The sequence below is a fragment of the Methanosarcina sp. Kolksee genome, assembly GCF_000969945.1.
Classification (GTDB): Archaea; Halobacteriota; Methanosarcinia; order Methanosarcinales; family Methanosarcinaceae; genus Methanosarcina; species Methanosarcina vacuolata.
Map to the genome: position 1 here is coordinate 3,413,688 of NZ_CP009524.1, position 25,971 is coordinate 3,439,658.

Annotated in this window: 22 protein-coding genes; 16 read left to right on the plus strand and 6 right to left on the minus strand. The window is 40.6% G+C overall.

Going from position 1 to position 25,971, the window contains the following annotated elements; genetic code table 11:
• The first annotated feature begins 108 nt into the window (after positions 1 to 108).
• The 9 genes from MSKOL_RS14060 to MSKOL_RS14100 all read left to right on the plus strand — a co-directional run bounded on the left by MSKOL_RS14060 (position 109) and on the right by MSKOL_RS14100 (position 12,201).
• Complete coding sequence (locus MSKOL_RS14060; protein ID WP_048121918.1) at positions 109 to 1,335, plus strand: acetate kinase; 1,227 nt, start codon at positions 109 to 111, stop codon at positions 1,333 to 1,335.
• Positions 1,336 to 1,497: 162 nt separating this feature from the next.
• Positions 1,498 to 1,626, plus strand: coding sequence for a hypothetical protein (locus tag MSKOL_RS21425; RefSeq protein WP_255351939.1), 129 nt, complete (start codon positions 1,498 to 1,500; stop codon positions 1,624 to 1,626).
• Positions 1,623 to 2,252: an acetate--CoA ligase family protein gene (locus MSKOL_RS14065; RefSeq protein ID WP_231592253.1), complete on the plus strand. Its 630-nt coding sequence runs from the start codon at positions 1,623 to 1,625 to the stop codon at positions 2,250 to 2,252. The genes MSKOL_RS21425 and MSKOL_RS14065 overlap by 4 nt, the downstream gene beginning before the upstream one ends.
• 436 nt (positions 2,253 to 2,688) lie before the next feature.
• Complete coding sequence (locus MSKOL_RS14070; protein ID WP_048121920.1) at positions 2,689 to 3,297, plus strand: MarR family transcriptional regulator; 609 nt, start codon at positions 2,689 to 2,691, stop codon at positions 3,295 to 3,297.
• Complete coding sequence (locus MSKOL_RS14075) at positions 3,294 to 4,142, plus strand: hypothetical protein (RefSeq protein ID WP_048121922.1); 849 nt, start codon at positions 3,294 to 3,296, stop codon at positions 4,140 to 4,142. Before MSKOL_RS14070 ends, MSKOL_RS14075 begins: the two co-directional genes overlap by 4 nt.
• 5 nt (positions 4,143 to 4,147) lie before the next feature.
• Positions 4,148 to 5,647, plus strand: coding sequence for a HEAT repeat domain-containing protein (locus MSKOL_RS14080; protein ID WP_048158382.1), 1,500 nt, complete (start codon positions 4,148 to 4,150; stop codon positions 5,645 to 5,647).
• A gap of 211 nt (positions 5,648 to 5,858) precedes the next feature.
• The gene (locus tag MSKOL_RS19465) at positions 5,859 to 8,033 is read left to right on the plus strand and encodes an S-layer protein domain-containing protein (RefSeq protein WP_197078771.1); all 2,175 of its coding nucleotides are present in this window, start codon (positions 5,859 to 5,861) and stop codon (positions 8,031 to 8,033) included.
• Positions 8,034 to 8,469: 436 nt separating this feature from the next.
• Positions 8,470 to 10,323 carry an S-layer protein domain-containing protein gene (locus tag MSKOL_RS14095; RefSeq protein WP_052725517.1) on the plus strand — a complete coding sequence of 618 codons (1,854 nt, stop codon included), beginning with the start codon at positions 8,470 to 8,472 and terminating at the stop codon, positions 10,321 to 10,323.
• Between the two features lie 537 nt (positions 10,324 to 10,860).
• Positions 10,861 to 12,201, plus strand: a complete 1,341-nt coding sequence (locus MSKOL_RS14100; protein ID WP_082091144.1) for a beta-propeller fold lactonase family protein — start codon at positions 10,861 to 10,863, stop codon at positions 12,199 to 12,201.
• A 176-nt stretch (positions 12,202 to 12,377) separates the two neighbouring features.
• On the opposite strand, the gene MSKOL_RS14105 is transcribed toward MSKOL_RS14100, so the two are convergent.
• From MSKOL_RS14105 to MSKOL_RS14115, 3 genes are all read right to left on the minus strand, one after another.
• On the minus strand, positions 12,378 to 12,572 hold the full coding sequence (locus MSKOL_RS14105) for a ferredoxin family protein (protein ID WP_048121925.1): 195 nt from the start codon (positions 12,570 to 12,572) through the stop codon (positions 12,378 to 12,380).
• A gap of 509 nt (positions 12,573 to 13,081) precedes the next feature.
• Positions 13,082 to 13,378 (minus strand): Hsp20/alpha crystallin family protein, encoded by a 297-nt coding sequence (locus MSKOL_RS14110; protein ID WP_048121927.1) that lies wholly within the window; start codon positions 13,376 to 13,378, stop codon positions 13,082 to 13,084.
• A gap of 490 nt (positions 13,379 to 13,868) precedes the next feature.
• Positions 13,869 to 14,411 (minus strand): uracil-DNA glycosylase, encoded by a 543-nt coding sequence (locus tag MSKOL_RS14115; protein WP_048121929.1) that lies wholly within the window; start codon positions 14,409 to 14,411, stop codon positions 13,869 to 13,871.
• Between the two features lie 306 nt (positions 14,412 to 14,717).
• Here MSKOL_RS14115 and MSKOL_RS14120 point away from each other — a divergent pair, with 306 nt between their 5' ends.
• Both MSKOL_RS14120 and MSKOL_RS14125 read left to right on the plus strand, forming a co-directional pair.
• Positions 14,718 to 15,956: a phosphoglycerate kinase gene (locus MSKOL_RS14120; protein WP_048157227.1), complete on the plus strand. Its 1,239-nt coding sequence runs from the start codon at positions 14,718 to 14,720 to the stop codon at positions 15,954 to 15,956.
• Between the two features lie 397 nt (positions 15,957 to 16,353).
• Positions 16,354 to 16,962, plus strand: a complete 609-nt coding sequence (locus MSKOL_RS14125) for a TIGR00296 family protein (protein ID WP_048157229.1) — start codon at positions 16,354 to 16,356, stop codon at positions 16,960 to 16,962.
• A gap of 223 nt (positions 16,963 to 17,185) precedes the next feature.
• Here the strand turns inward: MSKOL_RS14125 and MSKOL_RS14130 are convergent, their stop codons facing one another.
• Positions 17,186 to 17,632 carry an Hsp20/alpha crystallin family protein gene (locus MSKOL_RS14130; RefSeq protein ID WP_231592254.1) on the minus strand — a complete coding sequence of 149 codons (447 nt, stop codon included), beginning with the start codon at positions 17,630 to 17,632 and terminating at the stop codon, positions 17,186 to 17,188.
• Between the two features lie 575 nt (positions 17,633 to 18,207).
• Between MSKOL_RS14130 and MSKOL_RS19470 the strand changes: the two genes are divergently transcribed.
• Positions 18,208 to 18,393, plus strand: a complete 186-nt coding sequence (locus tag MSKOL_RS19470) for an ATP-binding protein (RefSeq protein ID WP_269746778.1) — start codon at positions 18,208 to 18,210, stop codon at positions 18,391 to 18,393.
• A gap of 318 nt (positions 18,394 to 18,711) precedes the next feature.
• Here the strand turns inward: MSKOL_RS19470 and MSKOL_RS14135 are convergent, their stop codons facing one another.
• Positions 18,712 to 21,573 (minus strand): M1 family metallopeptidase, encoded by a 2,862-nt coding sequence (locus MSKOL_RS14135; protein WP_048157233.1) that lies wholly within the window; start codon positions 21,571 to 21,573, stop codon positions 18,712 to 18,714.
• Positions 21,574 to 22,237: 664 nt separating this feature from the next.
• On the opposite strand from MSKOL_RS14135, the gene MSKOL_RS14140 reads away from it, so the two are divergent.
• Positions 22,238 to 23,281, plus strand: a complete 1,044-nt coding sequence (locus tag MSKOL_RS14140; RefSeq protein ID WP_048157236.1) for an Ig-like domain-containing protein — start codon at positions 22,238 to 22,240, stop codon at positions 23,279 to 23,281.
• Between the two features lie 186 nt (positions 23,282 to 23,467).
• On the opposite strand, the gene MSKOL_RS14145 is transcribed toward MSKOL_RS14140, so the two are convergent.
• On the minus strand, positions 23,468 to 23,995 hold the full coding sequence (locus tag MSKOL_RS14145) for a protease inhibitor I42 family protein (RefSeq protein WP_048157238.1): 528 nt from the start codon (positions 23,993 to 23,995) through the stop codon (positions 23,468 to 23,470).
• Between the two features lie 235 nt (positions 23,996 to 24,230).
• Here MSKOL_RS14145 and MSKOL_RS14150 point away from each other — a divergent pair, with 235 nt between their 5' ends.
• The 3 genes from MSKOL_RS14150 to MSKOL_RS14160 all read left to right on the plus strand — a co-directional run bounded on the left by MSKOL_RS14150 (position 24,231) and on the right by MSKOL_RS14160 (position 25,875).
• Positions 24,231 to 24,521 carry a hypothetical protein gene (locus MSKOL_RS14150; RefSeq protein WP_048121941.1) on the plus strand — a complete coding sequence of 97 codons (291 nt, stop codon included), beginning with the start codon at positions 24,231 to 24,233 and terminating at the stop codon, positions 24,519 to 24,521.
• Between the two features lie 393 nt (positions 24,522 to 24,914).
• On the plus strand, positions 24,915 to 25,154 hold the full coding sequence (locus MSKOL_RS14155) for a hypothetical protein (RefSeq protein WP_048121943.1): 240 nt from the start codon (positions 24,915 to 24,917) through the stop codon (positions 25,152 to 25,154).
• Between the two features lie 430 nt (positions 25,155 to 25,584).
• Positions 25,585 to 25,875 (plus strand): hypothetical protein, encoded by a 291-nt coding sequence (locus tag MSKOL_RS14160; protein ID WP_048121945.1) that lies wholly within the window; start codon positions 25,585 to 25,587, stop codon positions 25,873 to 25,875.
• Positions 25,876 to 25,971 lie beyond the last annotated feature (96 nt).

The window sequence follows — 25,971 nt, forward strand, 5'->3', positions numbered from 1 at the left end:
ATATTTACGAACGTTTTAGGAAGCTTTTTATTGACTTTCATATATAAAATATTTTATTGTATATATAAAACGTAAATTAAAAGCAATCTAATGAATTGGGGTTTAAACATGAAGGTACTGGTAATAAACGCAGGAAGCTCATCCCTAAAATATCAATTAATTGATATGACCAATGAGTCACCCCTTGCAATCGGTCTCTGCGAAAGGGTCGGAATCGATAACTCGATCATTACTCAGAAGAGGTTTGATGGCAAGAAGCTGGAAAAGCAGGTTGACCTGCCAACCCACAAGGTAGCTCTCGAAGAAGTTGTCAAGGCTCTTACCGACTCGGAATTTGGTGTCATAACAGACATGGGTGAAATCAACGCTGTCGGGCACAGAGTTGTGCACGGTGGCGAGAAGTTCACAACATCTGCTCTATTTGATGCAGGTGTAGAAGCGGCTATCAAGGATTGTTTTGACCTGGCACCCCTTCACAATCCTCCAAACATGATGGGAATCTCAGCCTGTGCAGAGATCATGCCTGGAACGCCGATGGTTATTGTTTTTGACACTGCATTCCATCAAACAATGCCCGCATATGCCTACATGTATGCTTTGCCATATGATCTGTATGAAAAGCATGGAGTAAGAAGATACGGTTTCCACGGGACTTCCCACAAGTACGTTGCCGGAAGAGCCGCCCTTATGCTTGGAAAGCCCATAGAAGATACCAAGATTATTACCTGCCACCTTGGAAACGGTTCAAGTATTACAGCAGTGAAAGGTGGAAAATCTGTTGATACCAGTATGGGCTTTACTCCTCTTGAAGGGGTTGCAATGGGTACCAGATGTGGTTCCATTGACCCGGCAGTCGTTCCCTTCGTTATGGATAAAGAAGGCCTGTCAAGCAGAGAAATTGACACTCTCATGAACAAGAAGTCCGGTGTGCTTGGAGTTTCCGGGATCAGCAATGACTTCAGAGACCTTGATGAAGCAGCTTCTCACGGCAACGAGAGAGCCGAACTTGCCCTTGAGATCTTCGCATATAGTGTTAAGAGAGTCATTGGTGAGTATTTAGCTGTGCTCAATGGTGCAGATGCGATTGTCTTCACCGCAGGTATCGGAGAAAACAGCGCAAGCATCAGAAAGAGAATCCTTGCTGGTCTTGACGGCCTCGGCATAAAAATCGATGAGGAAAAGAACAAGATCAGAGGCCAGGAAATCGACATCAGCACTCCTGATGCGAGTATAAAGGTTTTTGTCATTCCAACCAATGAAGAACTTGCCATTGCAAGGGAAACAAAGGACATTGTTGAGACCGAAGCTAAACTACGCAGCTCGGTACCTGTTTGATCGTAAAGGAGAAGTCTCCTTTACTTTTTCTATTTTTTAGTTTAAACAGTATTCTTCCGTTTTCCGTTTTTTCAAGAATTGTTTTTTCAGCCCTTTCAGAGCTGAAACTTATATTGTTACAAAATTAATTCTCATAAAGAATAACTGTCCTTAAGTTATCATATGCTTATGAAGCAGGTGGATATTGTCCCTCATACATCCGGACAAGATAGGGTATTGGTAACCAGGATTTTTGAAGCTGCCAGAGCAAAGAACAGGCACATACTGGGTCTTGAGCTTTTGACATTTTGAAAGCTTACGGCATACCTTTAATAAAGACCAGGTTTGCAAAAACTGCAGAAGAGGCTGTAATCGCAGCAGAAGAGATAGGTTATCCTCTTGTAATGAAGGTCGTTTCTCCACAGATATCTCATAAATCCGATATTGGAGGAATCAAATTCTCCCTTCAGAACGCTGCTGAGGTGAAAACTGCCTACCAGGACATGATAGAAGGCATCCAAAAGAAACTGCCGGATGCATACCTTGAAGGTGTACAGCTTCAGCCCATGCTCTCAGGTGGCAAAGAGGTAATTTTAGGGATGGTTCATGACCCCACATTTGGACCCATGCTGATGTTCGGGCTTAGTGGAATTTATATAGAAATTCTCAAAGATATCCAGTTTGCGATAGTCCCTGTTGACGAAAGAGAAGCCAGAGAAATGATTACAGGAATCAAAACCTATCCCTTACTTGCTGGAGTCAGGGGTGAAAAACCTTCTGATATTAACGCGCTTGTAGACATAATTTTCAGGGTTTCGAACCTTGTTTTCGATTTTCCGGAGATTGAAGAATTCGAGATAAACCCTATGATGGTTTTTGAAAAGGGAAAAGGCGCACTTGCTGTGGATTTGAGGTTGATATTGAAGAGTGACATGTGATTTTTTTGGGGTCAAGTACAACCGCTGACCCGCAATCATTGATCCGTAACCGTTGATCTGTAACCGTTTATTCATAACCGTTTATCCATAACCGTTGATCCGTAACCGTTGCGCCGGCTGATCACAAACCGTTGCGCCGGTTTATCACGCCGATAGGGTTTGGGGATAAGATTCTCAAACTCAAACTTTTATCGGGTTTTCGCTCAAGCCTTTTTTAAAAAGGCTTGCGGGCAAGCAGTTATTTGAAAAGGCTTGTGGTCAATTTTTCGAGTTTTTTCCAAATCCTTATGAAAAACTTATTTTCGCAACCCTTTGGCAGTGGTTTCAGAATTCTGAGACGTTTCAGGCCTGGTCATAGTAAAATTATAACATTTGTTTCGTACATACTGGGAGTAGTAAATGAGGTGGTAAGACGGCCCAAGAACGGAAAAGATTCATGCTGGCTGTGGGTATCCTGCTTATTTCGAGCACTGTAGCTATTAATCTCCTACTTGAGGATTCACCAGTGGTAATCCAGCTTGAAGGGGACACGTTCAAGGTTGTGGATATCCCGTACGTGTATACTGTAAAAGAAGCGTATATTCTCCTTTTTTCCGGGTTTCTTGGAGGTCTGGCGCTGGCTCAGGTTCTACTGTACCTGGGGGTTCAAGGATCTGAGCTTTCAATAACAGGACAAGAAGCACAGGTAACTGCTTTCAACGTTATCACAGAGAAAGCTCCAGAGAAGATTTTTGAGGTCTCGCTTGAAAATGATCCTGTTGAAGAAAACCTGTACAGAGATAACATCGACCCCACAGATGTCCTTCTGCGGGCCCTTGAAGGAGATGAAAGGAAAGCCATTGAACTGATTGCAGCAAAAGGAGGAAGAATTCTTCAGAATGAACTCGTGAATTCCCTTGACTTTTCCAAGGCCAAAGTTTCTCGAGTTCTCATGAACCTGGAAAGGAGAGGCATAATAACAAAGAAAAAGTACGGGCTTACAAACTGCATTTCGATAGCTGATGAACTTAAGGATAACGTTGGGATTAAGGGTGAAATGAAATGAGGAAAAGTGCTCTTATTTCGATTTCAGTTGTTTTACTGGTCCTGGTTCTCGGAGGGGCATGGTACTATGGAAATGGGGCCGATGTAAAAATTACTGATATGTATGTTTCTCCTTTTGGGGCAGGTGACTCTGGAAAGCTGAACATAACGCTTCAAAATAACGGTTTAAAGCCCGTTGATGTATGGCTTGAGATTGACAACGCTTTTGTGGACGAAAATGGGGTGAGCTACTCAACATCGAGGCTGATAATTTCCGATAATTCCACAAATCCATGGGATGAAGGAACAGTTTCTCTTCAGAAGCCTATCGAGCTTGTTCCCGGAAACAATTCAGTCAGTGTATGGCTCGGATATAGACTTCCAGGGGAGTACCCTGTAAATGTCAGGGTCGTTCAGAATAGCAGGCTTCTGGATGAAGATACTTATCTCGTAAATGTCCCGTTTCCTGAACTCCACCTGAAACTGGAAGATGAAATGGAGCACACAAACACTTCTGATGTTTACAGGGTTTATGGCTATCTCCTAAATTACGGGCTGAGCTCTGCAGACAAAGTGAGTACTAACTTAACAGTGACGAACGAGAAAACAGGGGAAATTGTGTTCACATCTTCCGGGTTTTATTCCGTGAGTGGACAGGATAAAAGTGCCCTCAGAACCTGGCCAGGTTATCCATATGCAATTGTGGAAATTGCTCACGGCAAGCCTTCAGGAGATTCGTACATGCCTGTACAGAATGTGATTGTTGGGAAAGAAGGAGATCGTTTCCTGCTGAATGTAACATCCCGATGGCAGGACCAGGTAACATCTGCCGAATTGCATATTCCGGCTCAGGAGGAGGGTAGGTGAGGCACATGATAAAAAGAGATGAGCTTTTCAGTTGCAAAAGCGCAAAACTTTTGGTTCTTATGCTTTTGCTTTTCGGAAACTGTGCTGGCTGTCTTGAGAAGGACCCGGTCGAGGCCCATGTGAATTCACTGGTTCAGGGTCTAGGAGACGAGGACGAGAGAGTCAGTTCGGTCTCAGCTAATGAACTTTGTGAGATTGGGGAACCTGCAGTAGATCCTCTTATAAAAGCTTTAAAAGACGATAATTCACAGGTTCGAAGCCTTGCTGCCCAGGATCTTGGAATAATAGGTGACAAAAAAGCTACAAACTCTTTAATAGAAGCTCTGAAGGACCCGGTTCCGGAGGTTCGTATGAATTCAGCTTTTTCACTTGGTGAACTTCAAGCAACTGAAGCTGTTGAGCCTCTTATCGAGCTTTTGAAGGACGAAGACGGAGAGGTCGTTCGTTATACGGTAATTTCACTTGGAATGTTGAAAGATCCCAGGGCTACTGAACCTCTTTGTGAGGTTCTGAAACGCGATGATGCCAGTATAAGCTATGATGGCGATTCGGATATGCGTTATACCGGCAATTCGGATATACGCTCTGAGGCTGTGTTTGCCCTTGGAGAAATAGGAGATCCGCGAGCAGTTGACACCCTCCTGGACCTATTAAGTGATAAGGAAATTGGGAGTTATGCAGCTTCCAGTCTTGGCCTTATGAAAGGTGAATACGTGTTCGGAAAACTTATTAAACTGCTGGAAAACAAAAATCCTACAATCCGGACCAACGCCGTATCTGTATATGAGCATATTCAGGATCCTGCTGCTGTCCCTATTATGATTCGGATGCTGAATGACCAGGTTCCAGAAGTACGTAGAGAAACTGCTTACGCTTTGGGTCATTTTAATGAGTCTGAGGAAATTGCCCAGACCGAAGAGCCCTTAATTAATGCCCTCGGAGACAGAAAAGTAGAGGTACAGGCAGCTGCTGCTGGTTCTCTTGGACTTATTGAGAGCAAAAAAGCGATTCCACTCCTTGCAGAGATCATTCAGTCTAAAGATTCTACTCTCTGCGAGACTGCTATCTATTCCCTGGCGAGATATAAAGATCCTGAGGCTGCAGACGCTCTTATTGACGCTCTTGGAAATGAAAACTGGCATATAAGAATGGAAATTGTTTATTCCCTTATGGAAGTTGGGGACACAAGGGCAGTCGACCCTATAATTTCCTTACTTGTGGATGAAAATTATGAAGTAAGAAAAAGTGCTGCAAGCGCACTTGGAAAACTTGGCGATAGGAAAGCTGTTGAGCCTATTATTAAGGCCCTTGAGACCGAAAGAGAGTCGGATGTCAGAATTACTGAAGTTCAAGCTCTTGGGATACTGGGGGGACCAGAAGCCATCAAATGTTTGAGTCGGGTCAGTACTGACAAAGACGAGTATAAATACGTCAGGAATTCTGCAGAGAAAGCATTGGTGATACTCAAGGGAGGTGGGACAGTGAATGCCTCCTCTTTTTATTAATAATTTATTTGGGTTGTAAAGATACGAATTTAATGTAATAAGTTTTGAATCGAAATAATTTCAGGATGAATAAATTTCACAAATATTTCAAATTTATACAGTCTACGAGCTGTTGATTAATAACGTCAAATATTAGCGGAAACTTTGCTAGGGGAACTTTACTAGGTTTGGAATGTCCAAAAAAATACTAAAACAAGGAGGAAACAACTTAATGAAGAAATATACAGTATTTTTGGTGGCTACTTTTGCTATCCTAATTTCAGTTGCTGCCGACACTGCAAATGCAGCAGACAATGCTAGCAACATAACCAGCGTTTGTGATATCGCCGAAACCGATTATAAAAGCGAGAGTTGGTCTAACGGACAATATCCAGTAATCGATTTATTTGGAGAAAAAGAGGTCCCACTGTTTACCACCAATGGAAGTATCTGGGATTCACATGTTACCAAGCTTGCCAAGTTGCTTCTTGATGATAATAATACTTACACCCTCCTCCAAGGCGGTGAAAAACTCGATCTTGGCAACGGATACGCTCTTGAAGCTAAACAGATCAATATTGACAATGAGGAAATATGGTTTGAGTTCAGTAAGGATGGAAAATATATTGCTGATCAAATAGTCCCAGCCAATACTGATGGCAACAATACATGGACTGTCACCCTTGACAATGTTCAGGGTGAAAATAATGTTGTTGCCATGAAAGTTCATGTCAAGAATATATTTGTGGGTGCAGTAGACAATATCGTTCAGATTGACGGAATCTGGCTTATTGACTACACAAATGCTACAACTCTCAAGGTAGGAGATAAAATCGGAGAATCTACTCTTGAGGATATTGTCAGCGGAGTAAATACCTCTAACATGGGAAGCCTTGTTTTTGAAAATAATACGGGATCTTCTATAAGTTGTAATGTTGTCGGTACTAATTATAAATGCAACAGCTGGTCTAATGTAGCAGCAGACATAGCAAATACAGAAGACACTGCAAATACAGAAGACACTGCAAATACAGAAGACATAGCAAATACAGAAGACATTGCAAGTACAGAAGACAATGTAAGCAATATAACCGATGTTTGTAATGTTGTCAGTACCAGTTATAAATGGGTATCTAATGAACAGTATCCAGTAATCGACTTATTTGGAGATAAATATGTTCCGCTGTTTACCACTAATGGAAGTATCTGGGATTCACATGTTACCAAGCTTGCCAAGTTGATTATTGACAGTAATGAACATCAAGTTCTCAAAGACGGTGAAACAATCGAGCTCGGCCAGGGCTACGCTCTGGAAGCAAAGCAGATCAGTATTCCCAATAGTCAAGCCTGGCTCGAGGTCACAAAGGACGGAAAATATGTTGATGACCGAATAGTTACACTCAATGATGACAAGAATACAACATGGAATCTTACTCTTGACAACGTTCAGGGCGAAAACAACGTTATTGTCATGAGAGTTCATGTTGACAGTGTAGGCGGACTGGTAGAAGATAATATCCTTCAATATAGTTGTGTTACGATTGACGGAATCTGGCTTATTGATTATTCAGATGTCATAAACCTTGAAATCGGGGATAAAATAGGAGGATTGACACTTGAAAAAATAATCGGTGGCACGAATATCTCTAACCAGGGGAGCCTTGTTTTTAAAAATGCTACGGGATCTTCTATAAGTTATAATGTTGTTGGTACTGATTATACATGTGAAAGCTGGTCTAATCAATACCCAACTATCAATTTATTTGGAGAGACGTATTTTCCGTTGCTTGCCAATAGCGACAAATCACGGAAACCTTATAACGACCCAATCTGGGAATGTCATGTTGATAAGATTGCTAAACTCGTTCTTGATAGCGATAAGAAACACCTCCTGAAGACCGGTGAAAAAATCGATTTCGGCCAGGGCTACAGTCTCCAGGTCAAGGAGATCGACGTTGATGGAGAGAGGGCTTGGATTGAATTCGATAAAGATGGAAAATATGTAGATGACACTATCGCTTTAACTTATCCCAATGAGCATTATTGGACTTGTTTACGTGACAATATTCAAGGCGAAGACAATATTCCTGTCCTGAAAGTCTATGTTAGCAAAGTCTATCAGGACGGAAACGACAGTATTGTCCAGATTGGCGGGATATGGCTAATTGATTATGCAAATGCCAGAACCCTTAAAATTGGGGATAAAATCGGGGAATCCACGCTTGAAAAAATAGTTAGCGGGACAAACTCATCTAACCCAGGAAGTCTTGCTTTCAAGAAAACTCAAGCTGTTGATTCTTCACCTACCTCCGAAGAGAAAACGGTTGTGTCCACTAACAAGAGTACAGGCCCATCTATTACATGGGATTTGGACTTTTTGAATTTTATCACAAGCAAATTTCGATGAAGAAGAACCCGGCTCTACAAAAGCATCAAATACCACAGTCTAAAGAAAAAAATCAACAAACAATTTCCAGCTTTGTAGAAATCCTCTTCAAACAGACAGAAATGGATCATCTTCAATTATCGAAAATCCAGCCCACATCTTGAGTTGCAGGTTTAAAGACTACTCCACCCACGCCAAGAAGATTTCTACAGAGCCTAATTTCCTTAATTCATGTTTTTATCGGTCTAGCAATAAAATTTGGGTCTTGTCGAAAGACTTTATGTTGTTTTCCTGGTTTTTGATCGATAACGGTCAACGATTAGTGGAAACTATGCTAGATTTTGAAGATCCAACAAACTACTAAAAAACGGAGTATAGTTAACTCGCCCTGGACGAATTAAAGCCCAGAGGACGGCTTAACAACCTGTAAGTAGCAGGAACAAGGAGGAACAGTAAAATGAAAAAACATAAAGTAATTGCACTGGTTGCTCTTACTCTACTAATTTCAATAGCAGTAAACACCGGAGGTGCAACAGACAATAATTGCAATAAAGATAATATTTGTAATGTTGTCGGCACCCATTATAAATGCAGTACCTGGTCTAACGAACAATATCCAGTAATTAATTTATTTGGGGAGAAAAATGTTCCATTGCTTGTTAACCACTGTAATATATGGAATGCACATGTTAACAAGCTTGCCAGGTTGATTCTTGACAGTAACGCAACTTATACCCTCAAAGATGGCGAAAAGCTCGACCTTGGTCAGGGATATGCTCTTGAAGTCAAGCAGATTGACATTGACAATGAGAAGGTCTGGCTTGAATTTACCAGGGATGGCAAATATATTGCTGATCAAAACGTTTCAACTACTACTGATAGCAACAAGACATGGAATGTTACCCTTGATAATGTTCAGGGTGAAAACAATATTGTTGTCATGAAAGTTTATGTCAATCAGCTATTTGCGGGGGCAGTAGACAATATCGTTCGGATTGACGGGATCTGGCTAATTGACTATGCAAATGCCAGAACCCTTAACATTGGAGATGAAATCGGAGGGTTCACACTTCAGAAAATCATCAATGGAACAAATTCGACTAACCTAGGGAGCCTTATTTTCAAAAATGCTAAGAAATCTCCTGTAAGCTGTAATGTTGTCAGTGCCAGCTATAAATGCAGTAGCTGGTCTAATGAACGATACCCAGTAATTGATTTGTTTGGAGAGAAGAATGTTCCCTTGCTAGCCAATAATGGTTCAATCTGGCAATCACGTGTTGACAAGCTTGCAAGGTTAATGGTTGATAGTAATGAGACTTACACTCTCAAAAACGGTGAAAAAGTTGACTTTGGAAATGGTTACGCTCTTAAAGTCAAACAGATCGACATTGATAGTGAGAAAGTCTGGCTAGAGTTCACTAAAGACGGACAACACATAGCTGATAAAAATCTCTCCGTTAATACTGATGATGAAAACAAGACATGGACTGTTACTCTTGACAATGTTCAGGGTGAAAATAATATTGTTGTCATGAAAGTCCACGTCAAACAGTTATTCGTAGGTGTGGAGAACTGCATCGTTTTTATCGATGGTATCTGGCTAATTGACTATTCAAACGCCAGAACCCTTAACATTGGAGATGAAATCGGAGGGTTAACACTTCAGCAAATCATCAATGGAACAAATTCGTCTAACCTGGGGAGCCTTATTTTTAAAAATGCTACGGAATCTCCTGTAAGCTGTAATGTTGCCAGTACCAGCTATAAATGCAGTAGCTGGTCTAACGAACGATACCCAGTAATTGATTTGTTTGGAGAGAAGAATGTTCCACTAATTGCCGATTACGACCCAATCTGGAAATGTCATGTTGACAAACTTGCCCGGCTTGTCCTTGACAGCGGTGACAAATTCACCCTGAAGGACGGCAGTAAACTTGGTCTCGGCCAGGGTTACAGTATCAAGGCCAGGCAGGTTGACGTTGCCGGTAAGAAGGTTTGGCTTGAATTCGATAAAAATGGAAAATATGTAGATGATACTATCCTTTCAACTGGTGAAAATTGGACTTGCTACCTTGACAAAATTCAAGGTGAAGACAATGTCCCTGTCCTGAAAGTACATATTAGTAACGTCTATCAACGTGGAAACACCAGTGTTGTCCAGATTGACGGGATCTGGCTGATTGACTATTCAAATGCCAGAACCCTCAAAATTGGGGATAAAATCGGAGGATTCACACTTGAGAAAATCGTTAGTGGAGTAAATAAATCTAACATGGGAAGCCTTGTTTTCGGAAAAATATCAAATAGCTAACTACCTGCACCAACCACCTTAAAAACAAACATTACCCACCCTAAAAACAAAAATTACCCACCTTAAAAACGAATTAATGTATCGATTCCAGAACTAGTCCATCATTGAAAAAATTCATTGTTAATGAATAAATTTGAAATTTCAAATCCGTGAAGGTGTTTTGGAATCGATACACTGGGAAACATCATAAAGAGTTACAGCCTGAGTTCCCAGGTTTCAAGATCTAAATCGAATTTCACAAGCCTAATAGTTAGAGGATTTGATTCTAAAATTTGATTCTAAAGTTAGAGCCTGAAGTTTATATGCTTAAAAAATTAGCATAATTCGATATCTTGAGATGTTTATGCGCTTAAAAAAGTGGGACTTAGGTTATAGCAGAAGACTGTATGTATGTTAATTAAACTATAATAACTACTTTATAATAATTAAATTATAATAATTTATAATAATTAAACTGTAGCAATTAAATTATATTAATTAATTTTTAATGCCAAAACACGTCACTGTCATTAGACAAATGCTGATCGGGGAAAATAGATGAAAAGTAAAGTTATATCAGTAATACCGATTTCCACTTTTTCGTTTTCACTCTCATCTATTGCAATATCTAACAAAGTATGCAGAAGATGTAACATTTTAAAAGCTTTTAGAATAGCGGCACTTACGGTTTTAATACTGATGGGTATCGCAGGTGCATCACCATTTGCATATATTGCAAACTTAGAGAGTAACAATGTTTCTGTAATTGACACTGCTACAGATACTGTTACAGCTACGGTGAATGTGGGAAACGAGCCCTCAGGGACTGCAGTTAGTCCGGACGGAACAAGAGTATATGTGACAAACTGCATGAGCAATAACGTCTCTGTAATTGACGCAGCCAAGAATAAGGTAATAGACACAATATACGTAGGAAGCTACCCCTTAGGAGTTGCATTCACTCCAGATGGAACAAAGGCGTATGTTGCAAACACTGCAAGCAACACTATCTCTGTAATTGACACGGTAACAAACAATGTTACAGCCACAGTAAAAGTCGGAAACTTGCCTTACAAAATTGCAGTCTCCCCGGATGGAAAAAAGGTATATGCTGTGAACTCCGGCATTCCCCCTGACTACCAGGGTAATGTTTCTGTAATCGACACGGCAACAAATAATGTTACAGCAACAGTAAATGTGGAAAAAGATCCGCATGGAATTGCAGTCAGTCCGGATGGAACAAAGGTGTATGTGGTTAATTCCAATAGTTATCCTTACTACAAAGGTACTGTTTCTGTAATTGACACGGCAACAAATAATGTTACAGCGACAGTAAATATTGGAAGCTTGCCACATGGAATTGCAGTCAGCCCGAATGGAACGAGAGCATACGTAGCAATAGATATACCTGGTAGATATTCAGGTAAAAGTAATATTGATGCAACTTCACATACAGGCGCTGTTGATGTTATTGACACAACTAAAAACGAGGTTATAGATAGAGTGAGTGTCGGAAATTATCCTTACGAAGTTGCAGTCACCCCAGATGGAAATAAGGTTTATGTAATGAACTATGGGAGCAATACTACTTCTGTAATTGACACAGCCACAAACAACGTTAATATTACGGTGCCCGTAGGAAGATCCCCTACTGCTGTGGCAATTGGTCCGGTAATAAAATCCAGTTCTACTATTGGATTAAATGGTACTTCTTTCTTGAACCCTATAAAGCAAACCGAGAACCAGACAAATGATACCGGGATGACAGCAAACGGAGGGACAGCGGGTAAGCAGAAAAGAGAATCTGTCCCTACTCAAGCATCAATTCCTTTTCTAAGCTCTATTTGGGTACTTGTAGCATTACTGGGTGCAGTTGCATTTGTCAGAAAGATGAAGTAATGACGCGATTATGTTGCCACATCTTGATTTAACCCGGCAATTCTAAGCAAGGAGGACTTTATTTTTCTCTCTTGCTTTTCAATCAGTCTTGAGCCTCATGGCATTAAAATATTTACATATTTATAAATAACCCGCTGAGGTTTAGTCCCAAAGAATTACGAGGAGAATTTTTCAATTTAATCTTCAACAAGTTCGATGGCATCTTCCGGGCAGGCTTCCACGCACTGATTACACTCTATACAATTTTCCGGGCGGGCTACAACTGCCTTTTTTACTTGATCAATTTCCTCGATATCAAAAACGTCTGCAGGACAAACTTCGTAGCAGGCAAGAGCTCCGGTACACTTTTTATAGTCGATTACTGGGTGCATTTTCTCCCTCCACAGTATTCTTTCCAGATTAAAACCTACTTTCGGCAGGTCGACATAAGGAATTTGAATATTTTTCTTGTATCGTTTTTCAACATTTGATAGTTATCTAATAGAGTTAAAGCTGGTTAACGTGTGGCTTAACTCCAACGACATATATAAACACTAAATCTTTTTTCTATCAAAGTTCAGCATGAAATATTATGTTTGGATCATATGTAAACCTAATTACTACATACAACAAGGGATCATCATTTCAAAATCGACATAAGTAAAATTATAGAAAATGAAATGTCGACCTGCCGAATCTAGGTTAAAAGTTAAATTTGCAGCGCGAATACTCTATCAATAACGATTTTGTTATTTCGCCTTTTCACTGAATTTCAATGTCTACAGTCTTTTTTACTGGATTTCAAGTTTCAGTCTCTTTTACTGGATTTCAATGTCTACAGTCTCATTTACTGAATTTCAACGTTTACAGTTTCTTACTGGATTTCAACGTTTACAGTCTCTTACTGAATTTCAATGTCTACAGTCTCTGAACTCTCTCTGTAAGGCACTATGACAAACAGCTTTCCATCACAATATCTGGCGACCGCTTTTTGAGGGACAACCGCGCAGCAGAATGCATAAGTCCCGGCGTACTCGACTCCGGTCTCTTCTCTTTTCGCTCTTACGAAAAAGCCTTCTTCAACCATCTTTAATTCGATGTTCTCTTTCTTTACTCCAGGCAGATCGATCTGAATTTCAAGGTTTCCTTTGTCATCAGAACACGAAACTATATCAGGAGACATTTTCACCATGGCCATGATACCCTCCCAAATAATATTTTCCCTAGCAAACTACATAATACAACTAATTTCGTCCATATATCGGCGAGTTTAGTGTAAGGCGTTAAGGCACCTGTGTTCAGAATTTCATTTTGGAATATAGATGCTTTGACATTCAGATATTTGAATATTAGATGTTACGGCACAAGATTTGAATCTTAAATGCTACGGAATTGGATATTGAAATCTTAAATTTACGACATTAGATGTCGATTTTTTATTCAAATTCTTGTTCCTGACCTCCACACAAACCCCAATAATAGAGTAAAAATCTCGATATTTATAATTTGTGAATCGATATATCGATTCACAGACCGTTTCACACCGTGTTATTCTGATTTTTGAAGGTAAAACAGACGTAGCAAAGCTTTATTGCAGGATTCTTGAAGTAAAGATCTCCTAATTGGCAATTTTCGGGCGGGTAAGTTTTTTACTTTTTTTGCAAAGGCTTGACTTTCATCCGGGATGTTCAACTCCATAGCTCACGGTTTTTGTCAATGAAAGCACGCTGGATCTCTTTTTTTGAAGAGGTGTAAATCAGGGCTGCGGGATGGTAAAGTTTCAGGATTGTTCTTCCCTCGTGTTCCACAGGGACTCCCCATTCGAGTTTTTTTCCGGGGCAAAAGGACTTCTCGGCTGTATTACCAAGAAGAATTATGATTTTCGGGCTAAGCAGGATTATCTGAGAAAGCAAGAAGGGCTTACAGCACTCGATCTCGTTTGTACTGGGTCTTCGGTTTTCAGGGGGGTGGCATTTGACCGTATTTGTTACCATCCAGTCTTCTTCGGAAAGCCCCATGTACTCGATCATTTTATCCAGTTTTTTTCCTGCCCTGCCGTAGAATGGAATCCCGGTTTCGTTTTCGTTTTTTCCGGGGGCTTCTCCTATGAAGAAAACTTTCGGGTTACAGGAACCTTTTCCTATGACTCTTTTGATTGCACTTTTGTGGAGTGGGCATCGGGTGCATTTAATTATCTCCCTTGAAACAGTTTCGTATCCGGCTTCCACCATCGTTCTGATTCGGTCCTCAAAATCTCTATGGTTATCCTTTTCATATGTCGTCGCCTTGTACCTCCTTTAATATTTTTTTATGTAGCCCGATATATTATTGAATTGTGGCCAGTTTATGATTCTGGCTTTTATATAAAATTCGTAATCCATCTCACGAGACCTGCATACAAACAAACTTATTTATGGAAAAAATTCCATGACAAACATAACCACTATTCAATGATAAAAAATTCTCTGAAATTTGCTGTTAAATTTTATTCTTCACTATATATATAAAAAATCTCATTCACAAAGGTGCGCTGAGGTATGACTTCTAGAGACTTTCTCACAATCGATGATTTTGACACACACGGAAAGACAATTCTTGTAAGGGTTGACCTGAACTCCCCTATGGATCCACAGGGTAATATTCTGGACGATATGCGGATCCGAAGCCATATTGCCACCTTGAAGGATCTTGAGGACGCAAAAGTTGTTTTGCTTGCACACCAGAGCAGGCCCGGGAAAAAAGACTTTACTACAATGAAGCCTCATGCCAACCTGATGTCCAAATATCTGGGAAAGCAGGTTCTCTATGTAGATGATATCTTCGGAACTTACGCAAAGACCAGAATTGCTTCTATGGAAAATGGAGATGTCATCCTGCTCGAAAATGTAAGGTTCTATTCCGAAGAAAGCCTTGAAAGAACTCCAGCAGAACAGGCAAAAACCTATCCGGTTAAAAAACTGGCACCTTTTGTGGATATCTTCCTTAATGATGCCTTTGCCGTATCTCACAGGTCTCAACTTTCCGTAGTTGGATTTACTGAGGTTCTCCCTACCGGAGCCGGGAGGGTCATGGAAAAGGAGCTCACATCTCTGAACCGAGGGATCAAAGGAGGGGAACGGCCAACAATTTTCGTGCTAGGAGGAGCAAAAGTTGATGATTCGCTCCATGTGGCGGAAAATGTGCTTGCAAATGGAGGGGCTGACCGTGTACTCCTGACCGGAGTAGTCGCAAATGTGGCACTTGCGGCATCTGGTATAGATATAGGGAAAGTAAATCTGGACTTCATCAAATCCCAGGGCTATGAAGACCAGATTGAAAAAGCAAAAGGTATACTTGCAAAATTCAAAGATAAAGTTGGCCTTCCCAGGGACGTGGCTTTAAACGACAATAAGAAGAGGGTTGAAGTACCTGTCTCTGAACTTAAATCTGATTCTCTCCCCATAAACGACATTGGGCTTGAAACCATCGTGAACTTTACCAGTGAAATCGAAAGTGCAAAAACTGTTATCTTAAACGGTCCTGCAGGGATTTCCGAAGTTGCCGAGTTTGCCCTTGGAACGCACGAGATTATAAAAGCTGCTATTAAATCCGAGTTTTCAATTATTGGCGGTGGGCATATTTCGGCAGAAGTCGAGCATCTTGGGCTTGCACACCGTTTCTCTCACATCAGTACAGGTGGTGGGGCACTAATTGATTATCTCTCTGGAGTAAAGCTTCCTGGTGTAGAGGCTCTGAAGGCTGCAGCTAAGATATATGAGGAAGCTAAGAAAATCTAATTGTTCTGTTTCCTGCAGGTTATAACATCTGTGAAAATAAGTATTCTATTAGGGAGTTTCCTTCTGTGAGTTCTCTTCTATCAAACTCCCTGGCTTTTCTTTTTAAAAAACCCTTTTCATTTTCCGGCTTCTTAAAAGTAAAATCCCGGAAATATACTTTTACCAGCACCGATAAACATACTGTTATACTAGCTTCCACGTAAATATTATCATACTAACCTTAGGTAGATGCATATCTGGCATTTACAGCCAGTACTGGTAATGCCGGTAACACTCACTGTTAGTACTGGTAATGCTGGTAACACTCACTGATAGTACTGATAATGCCGGTAGTAATATAATGCTGGTTAATAGTTACAGGCAAAAATTCAAAATAAATTGAGGTGTTGGTTCAAATATGCTTACAGACGTTGAAGGCAGGACTGCAGTCAAACTTGCAAGGAAAACGATCGAGTTATTCCTATCGGAAGAAAAGTTTCCGGAACCTCAGGAACTGGGTTTTGAGCTTTCTCCGGTTTTCGGAGAAAAAAGAGGAGTTTTTGTCACACTTACTGAAAGCGGACTTCTGAGGGGCTGTATAGGACATCCGTTTCCGGATTCGAGACTTGAGGATGCGATTATGGATTCTGCAATTTCTGCGGCAACACGGGACCCGCGTTTTCCTTCAGTGAGAGAAGATGAGCTTGATAAAATAGTTGTTGAGGTAACAATTCTTACCCAGCCCGAAAAGATTAATGCCCCTGCAGAAGAGCTTCCCGAGCACATAGAAATCGGAAGGCATGGGCTTATTGTAAAGCAGGGATATTGCCAGGGTCTTTTGCTTCCTCAGGTCGCCCCTGAGTATAATATGGATTCTATTGAATTTCTGAGCCATACCTGCCTGAAAGCCGGCCTTTTGCCTGACGCCTGGCTCAAAGGAGCCGAAGTCTCCTGTTTCGAAGGGCAGATTTTCAAGGAAAAAGAACCATGTGGCGAGGTCATTAAGGAAAATATTTCAGGTGAATGAGAACTCTTGCGGTTCCCTGGCTTTCTTAAACATTTTAGAATTCTTACGCAGCTTTTAGAGTACTGCGGGCAGCCTGCAGGCTTTCAGAGTCCAATTCCTGAGCCTGTCCGCAGGTGATTTATGGAGTGAGAGTTTTTCAGGCTGGAATCAAGTTGAAATCCAGTTTATTCGGATTGTGGTATCGTGGTATGTGGTATTGAGTATTCTTATTCTGAGTGCCGGTTTATTCAATCTCGATTCTCTTTCCAGCTACGGGTTTTGTTTTCGGTAGAGTGATAGTTAAGACTCCGTTTTTGAGCTGTGCAGTTGCTCCTTCTTCAGTTACGCCGTTGGGGAGAGGAATCTCACGGTAATAGCGCATGAAAGACCGTTCTTTTCTGAGGTAACCTTCTTTTTCAGCTTCTTCTTCGTTTCCTTTCCCTGCACTGATTACCAGAACGTTATCCTTTAGATTGAGTTCAACATCTTCCCTGTCAACCCCGGGCAGGTCGGTTGTCACAACTACTTTCTCATCTTCTTCCATAACATCAGTTAACGGAGAGAAAGCTTCGTTTCCGAACCGGCTTTCCAGTGCAGGAAAAGTCCTGAACATATGTTCCATATAGTTCTGCATTTTTCTGATGTCATCAAATGGATCCCAGCTATACATGTCACGGTCTGTTCTTTTCATTGGAAATTTCATATCAGATTCCTCTTTAGTCAATTCCAGGTTTCTTTGATTACAAGCTTTCCAGAGTCCAGAGTCCAGACGTTCCAGATTTCAGGATTGCTTTTCGTTCATTTTTCCTAATTTTACTTGTTTTTATAGTGTTTTGATCTGTAAATCTAGTCCAGAACAGTTATTATCCAACTCTCCAGAGAACAGCCTGGATGTTACGGGAAAGAAATAACGGCGGAGGTCCGTTTTGATCTCACCCGTTTTTTTACAGGCACGATAATGAGAGTTCAAGACTCCCACGTTTTTTGGGAGGTTGGGACAAGTCCATTTTTTGAAAGCGGTACAGGTTCGCCTTCGGTCTGTTCGCAGATATCTATTGAGTAACTGATGGGTAACACTTACAGTTCTGGTTAAATTGCTCTGTAAGGGTGGTGTTGTACCCAAGTTACTACCCTATAGATAGTATGATTAGTATTTATAGTTTTCGCATAGCACAGATTTAATATTTAGATGACGAAGCTTAGAACCCCTGAGTCTTTATGGGTTACTTCCCATTTGATGAAGAAGGAGCACACTGTTTGTTTTAGTTGATTTCCAGACGTTATGAAAAGAGTTCGACTATCTTCACGTCGGATAAGTCATATGGAGAATGGGGAGAGATATTAAAGGAACATGTAATAGTGACTGCGGTACTTGATAGAATACTCCACCATTGTCTGACAACTAATATCAGAGGGAAAAATGCATGTACTGATAGTAAAAAACGAACATGATATTCTTTGAATAACATACAAAAAGAAATGAAAGTACTTGAAAACACTTTCATGCCAGATAGGACAATAACAAGAGATCCTGATAGTATTTAATGGAAGATATGAGGGCTAAACTGAATACAGAATGTAGTATTTGCAGCTTCGAATGTAGTATTTGCAGCTTCCAGAACAAAACTTGACAATAGAGTATAGCTTGAGAAGTTTAAAAACGCTATCAGCAAACAGATAATAGGGAAGAGTTGACGGCTGTATCCTACGATTTAAATCGTAGGGATTAGCCTTTATTACTCCCTAAATAAGCTGATTCTCCAAAAAATTTTATTTATTTTCCGGCTTCAGTCCCGGAATTTCTCCGTGCGCCATACTGTATGCTGTAACAGCATTCGGAGCTCCAAGCAGGAGTTTCCTGATCCTGTTATAAACACTCGGGTATTTCTGGGCGTTAAGTTCTCCGAGAAGGTCTGCCAGGATCTTTACCAGCGGAACATGATACTTTGATTCCATCTGGTCTATGTTTGCAAAGGCATTGAGCATATTAACCGTGCTGTACTCGTTCACAGGGGCGAGCTTTCTCAGGATTTCTGCAAAGAGAGCCCTGCCTTCCTCGGTCTGGAGTGATTTTTTCCGGTTGCGGGCAAAGCTTCCATAAAGGGCGCGCTGGTCATTTGTCTGCTCGATCCTGAAAGCTTCTGACCTTTCCATTTCCCTGACAAGTTCCACTGCATCAACGCTGCTGTTACTTCCTATTACAGAAAGGAAAGCTTCCCAGGCAACGAGGTTTTTCTTTGACTCAGCTTCAAAGGCTCTCAGGACTTCAACTTTGTCGGGCGCCGAACTATTCAGGTATGCAGCAAAAGCGCTCAACCGGTCAGTTGCACAGGTTGCAGTCTCAAACTGTTGTTTTATCATTGCATGAATCTCAGAAGTATCAAGGGTTGCAAGGATGCCAAGACATACATTTTTGGCCTGTCGGTTCTTGATTACTCTTGCCGTCTCCTCAAGAGTTGAATCTCTGGGGACCGATGATTCTTCAAAGAAGCGATAGGCGGAAATTACGGAGTTTACATATTTCCGGGCAACAGCTTTCAGGAGTTTCTGTCTAACTTCATAAAGCTCCTGGTACCTGTGGGCAAACTCTTCATCCTCAACAGACTCAAAAATAGTCAGGAACTGACCTCCCGCCTTTTCAAGAAGCTGCCGGTCATTCAGAAGCCTGTAGTAAAGCTCGATAAAGTCTTCAGAGGGCTTTGATTCAGGATTTTTGAGGAGCTTTAGTTTTTCCCTGTCAACAAGAGTATAGAAAGCCGTAAACCTGCCTATGGTATCTCTGTCTTTCCTTACCTGCATCATGAGCTCTTCGTGGCTTGCTTTGTATACAAGTTTCCCATAGAATGAATAGCCCCTATTAAGTGATAGGAAGGCTGGCATATCCACATTTTCAATCACAATCTCAGCGGTTTCCCCGCTTATCCTTTCCAGGATCTCGGCAAGTTCATTTCCATTTTCGTCAACAAGAGCTGCCCTGAAAGGGAATTCCCAGGGTTTTCCACCTTCTGGGACTTTTTGTTTGAGGAAAAATGTGAATTTTCTGGAAGCTCCGTCATATTCGGCTGAAACCTCGACTACAGGGAATTTAGTCTGTCTCAGCCAGGTTTCAGCCATATCTTTTAAGGGCTGCCCGCTTTCTTCTTCCATGGCTTCAATCCAGTCCTGAGTGGCTGCGTTGGAATGTTTGAACTTTTTGAAGTACCTGTCCAGGCCCCTGACAAAAGTATCCTTTCCTATAAGGGCCTCGACCATGCGCACGTATTCCGGGGCTTTCACATAGGTGACTGAGGTAATCAGGTCATTTGGGTCATTGAAGCCGTCAGGAATGATCGGCATGGAAGCTGCACCCGCATCCAGTGCAAAGGTCCCCGACGCCGGCGCAAGCAGCTCAAGCACTCTGCCGAGCCTGTTGTAGTCCTCACCAAAGAGAAAGGCATGATGCTGTTCTTCCACATGCACGGTCACTGCTTCGTTCAGCCAGATCTCAAACGGGCTTCTTCCTGTGACTTCGGACCCGTTCTGGTTATGGTGATATTCGTGCGCCTTTACCCGGGTCATATATTCAAAAGCCGGGTCCGTTATCTGCGGGAAAGGCATTATGCGGTTTGTAGTAATCGTGGTATTCCCGACGTTTTCCATGCCTCCGAAATCCGAGTTCTGCATGCCGATTTCCCGGTAGACGGTGCCTGTATACCTGTATCCTGGACTGATGGTCCTGTTAAGCTCGGCAAGTCTTTCCCTGATTTTAGTAAGGTCTTCTTCCAGCGTGGATTCGGGCTTTACCTCATGTTTTATCTTCTCTCGCATGCGGACAAGGTCCCAGAGCTCCATCCTGACAGGCAGCTTCTCCTCATCGAACTGCTCAGGCCCTGTGAAAAGGTAAACCCACATAACCGCATCGTGCAGGATATCAAGCGCTTTTTCGGCTGCGGCTGCATCTGAGGCTGGCGGCACAAGCAGTTCAAGCATGAAAGTGCCTCCGTCAGGATACTCAAACTCCCTTTTAAAGGTCGCATAGGTCCCAACCCCCAGGAAAAAGAGATAGGTCGCCATTGGCGTGACCGAGTTATCGTATACGATTTTGTCTCGCCCCGGCTTTATGGTATGCCTCTCAACCACGACATCCCCATTCGTTATGAGGTTAGTGTACCGCGAATCCGCAATTATGGCAGTTTTGTAAGTGCATTTTGCGGCCATGTCGTCAATGCACGGCACAATTCTCTGGAACCCCCACTGCTGGCACTGTGTGATCTGCTGAGGTGGAGCTCCTGCCGGCGTTTCGTCATAGTAAAGCCCTTCAAGGATATTTTTAGTCGGCCTGCAAACCGTATCCGTAACAACCGCAACCTCGGTATGCGGTGGAATCTCTTCCATGAAGTTAATCTCAAGAATCGCGTCATCCTTCCGGTATCTGTAAGAAACCTCGTACTGTATGCAGCTTACAGCCCTGATCTCAAGGTCCCTGCAGTTTAATTCCAGCTTCTCAATAGGGGCATCCTTTGTCCTTACCCTGAGTAAGGATTTCACATTCGTCTTGTCATCATAAACATCAAACGCCAAATTCATATGCAAAACGTCAACAGTAAGTTCCCCGAAATCTTCAGGATAATATTTGTAAAGCCTATTCTTCATAAAAGAGTCACCGAATAAAAGTTATAAGAGTAATATTGTGGGATAGAAAAGGAAGGGATGTGATTTAAAGGTGTAGTTTTGAAGAAGAGAATATGTTTTTACTATAATAATCTTAAAGCTCCATTTATCCTTTTTAACACTGTACTTTTTATATAAAATTTTAAGTGATTTTTGAAATTTTATCGAGTAGCATAAATTTACTCTTGAACTTTCCTAACACTTGAAAGTCTTCACCCTTTCAAATTTAGTACATATTAAAATTTTGGCTTTCTCCTTATATCAACTTAGGCTATTTCGATTGAATTCGGAGAGGCCTGCCACAACTAAAAGACAAATCCACAAATATACTAATCATATTATAACAGACGGCTATATTTAAAAAGACTTTTATATGCATTATTTAATACTTTTATTGAATTTTCATTATAAGGAGGCATTAAACCCAATTAAGTAATATAAACTTATCAGTTGATAATTTTCAGATTTTTCGTCACCAAAACACTGATTTAAAATTTTTTTACTTAAACCATTTTAAACGAAAAATCATTGATATTAAAGTTACAAACTAGTTAAATATTTATAAATTTGGTTTTTGTATAGTTTATTCTTCGCGTTATTTATTCTGTAAAACAATTCCATTTATAGAGACTTAAAAGGTGGAGAGATGTCTAGAATATCAATTATAATGGTTATTTTATGTTTCCTCTTAATAATTATTAATGGATGTTTGCCCGCTTTATCGTCTGGAGATTTACCTATCGAATCTGATCATCCTTATTCTAATAATGAAAAAAAAACATGGATAATAAACAGATCTGGGGTCGATGAGATGAAACTTCATTTTGAATATATTCGACTTGCCCCTAGTGACGACCCTAATTATTATAATTGGGATAGAATAATTATATCAGATAAATATGATAATGTACTTGCGATTTATGAAGGTATTGTAGGAGGTCCTTCAATGGTTCCACTGGCTACATCGAATGCAAAAGACATTTGGACAAGTTGGTACCCCGAAGACACAATAAAAGTTACACTTGTAACTAATGAGGAGGGTTTTGACGATGGGTTCAAAATTGATGATGTTCAGACTAGACTAGACGAAACAATCGAAAATTCTGAAAACGTAGACCCAAATAGCTCCAAAACTCTAGAATCACCAAACCCTCAATCTGATAGTACCGTAAAAGATAAAGTTTTAACCGCTACCACATTAACTTCTTCGACCAATCTTACTACATCAGGACAACCGGTAACGCTTACTGCTGAAGTCGATACTCCTTCTCAAGAAACCGAAGAGCCTTCAGGTACAGTTACTTTCATGGATGGAAACACAGCTATAGGAACTGCAGATTTAACTTCTGGGCAGGCAATTTTGGCTACTTCATCACTTTCAGTTGGCTTGCATTCGATCACAGCAGAATATAGCGGCGATAGTAATTTCAAATCCAGCACATCGTCTCCTTTCATACTAACGGTTAAAGAACAAACTAATATCGGGATGGTGAAATCTAGTTCTGAAGATCAGTCTAGTTCTGAACAGTTGACTAGTTCCGACGAAAAGTCTAGTACAGAGCAAAACTCAGCAGTTAAAGGCATTCTTACCCTAATATCTGAAAACCCATTGATTTCTACAATAATTGGAGGTATCATAGTAGCCATAATAACAAAGAAACCTCCTAAAAATGAGAAAGGTCAATCATAAATCACTTGAAAATTTCAAGTTTCTTCACTTGCGTGAGATAGTTAACCATCACGGAAAAAACATATTAAAAATCTCCCGTCGCCTGAAGCGTTTCCAACACCACGAACTTCATTTATATTTAGATTTACGGGGACTCTCTTATTACATAAAGAATGAAAAAAGAAAATGTAACCTGAAAAACTCTTCTCACTCAACCTCAACATTTAATGTAAATTTCTCCTCCGTGCCGGTTATGTTCTCCCAGGTCCTCTTATATATGCCATTTACCTTCTGGCTGCCCGGAGCTGTGGCTTCAATTACCCATAAATGAGTTCCAGGGACACCTTCAAGGTGTTCAGGGTTTAGACCTTCGATATATTCGTCGTCGAGAATACTGAGCCCACTGCTCAGGTTAAGTTTCCATAAATAACCTGCTGATGGGTCTTCTCTAAGGCTAATAGTAAAATTCTCTCCTTTTTTGAGGCTTATGGTTTTTCCGCTGTCAGCTTTGGTTACTACCTGGCCTTTCTCTATTGTTTCGTTAGCTTCAGTCGTGTTGTTAGTCACGTTTGCTGATATTTCAGGATTCACAGGCTGGAGCTGGTCGTTATTTCCCTGAGTTTCATTCTCCTGATCTTCATTTCCCATGTTTCCTGTCTTTCCCGCACAGCCGGCTGCAAAGACAATAGCAACGACGACGAAGAGCATTGCTATGGCTTTTAAAACTTTCTTCATAACCCTCCTCCCAAAAATTCTCTTCCTTTATTTCAAAGTGAAAGTTCGTTTTACTTCTTTATTGATGCTATTGACACTAATCTATTTCGTCGCTAAATTCTGGTCTCATACCTGTTTATGTAAAAATCAGATTTAGAGGAAGCTGGATGCGATAATGACTTTCTGATATGCAGCAAAGCTCCTGTGAACTATCTTATTATAAAATGAAGCACAATTTCTATCTGGTGACAGGAAAATGACTCTCACTGTGGGTATAAAAGGTGATTTCACACCTCAGGAGGTAAGTGAGGTCATCCGTGCAGCTCTGGAACAGAATGAGCGTGTGGCTAAATACAAGATAAAAAAGTATTCGGATATTTGTGAGAATCTTGAAAAAAAATATGAAATGGACTCAGATACTTTTATGGAAAAATTCGATTCCGGAGAACTCGGAGACGACGATGACTTCTTCGACTGGTATGCAGCAAAAAGGGGACTTGATATCTGGAGTAAAAAGCTAAAAATTATCTCAACGATTAACATATAACCTAAAAACTGTCACCTATAAATCAGTATCAAGCTCAGAAATATCCGATCTCCTTCGCAAGTTATATATACTATCCCCAATAAATGGGAATATTGTATAAAAGTCTCTAATTTGGAGCGTGTTTTTTCAGATAATGTTGCACCAGAGGATCAATGTAGAACTGAACCTTCAGATGCATCCATTGAAGTTTTCAGCTTTTTCGTCTCATTTTAAGAACTCTATAAGAGCTAATCTATATGCTTTTGCGGAGAACCCTCTTTGATTTTTGAGCTAGTTGAAAACTGCCGACAATAAGGTCTGATTGACTAAAACACAAAAACAAGTTAAGACAAAACAAAAACGAGCTAAATAAAGAGCACACTTAGTACCTTTATTTGCGAGGCTTGAAATAAAATGTCAGAAGAATCAGATGATCCAGACAGTAGTGATAGTAGCAGTCGTCAAAAAATGTTCACAGTAACCGGAGTGGTTCTGTGTGCTATACAGCTTACGTTCTTCGTAGGCATGATTTTAAAATTTATCGAGACGGATTTCCTCGGTGGTTTTACATTCATGCTGCTTGCTTACTCTTCAGCATTCGTTTACAGGAATCTGGAGAATTCCGGGAAAATTCCCAGCCTAGCCGAGAACTGATGACTGTGTGGCTTTGATCTAAAAACCACATTCTATAGTAACTATCTGTTCTGAATTTTTCCTTTTTCCTTTTTCCTTTTTCTTTTTCCTATTTTTTGTTCTTTGTCTTTTACCTTTCATCTATTACAATTATTTGATGCTTTATTGTTTTCCGTTTCAGGTATTTCACTTTAAATAGATCATGATTTTTAAATGTAGATAATATAAAGTTTTTAGTTATATTTTCTGCTCAAAAGAGGTAAAAGGTTATTAATTGTGAAAACGTAGGGTACAAATAAGCCTCAGGCACGAAAAAAGGAATTAATTGAATTTTTCAGGCCAGAAGAAATGGCTTGACTAATAAACTTGACTAATAAGCTTGACTGATAAAATAGAAAAAGAAATATAGGATTATTTTTTAGTACCAGCAATAACTTTCAATGGGATAAACATGGAGTTGACTTTGCAGATTGATACCGATTACTCGCTTCAGGAAGCAAGCGAGATTATTCGCTCGGCTCTGGAACATGAGAAACATCTTGCAAAATACAAAATAGATCGCTACGCTATGATCTGCGATGAATTCGAAGATCGTTACGACCTGATCTCTACCGAATTCATACAAAAATTCGAAGCCGGAGAACTTATCGCTGAGGATAAATATCTTGAGTGGTATGCTGCAAAGCGAGGGCTTGATCACTGGAAGAAAAAGCTGGCTCTCCTTAAAGGCATCAGAATGTAACTGCTCTAAAAGCTTATCAACAAACTTATCAAAAGCAAGAATATTCAAAAGCTTCTATAAAATTAATCGACAATTTCAATTTTGTATCCTTTTCAA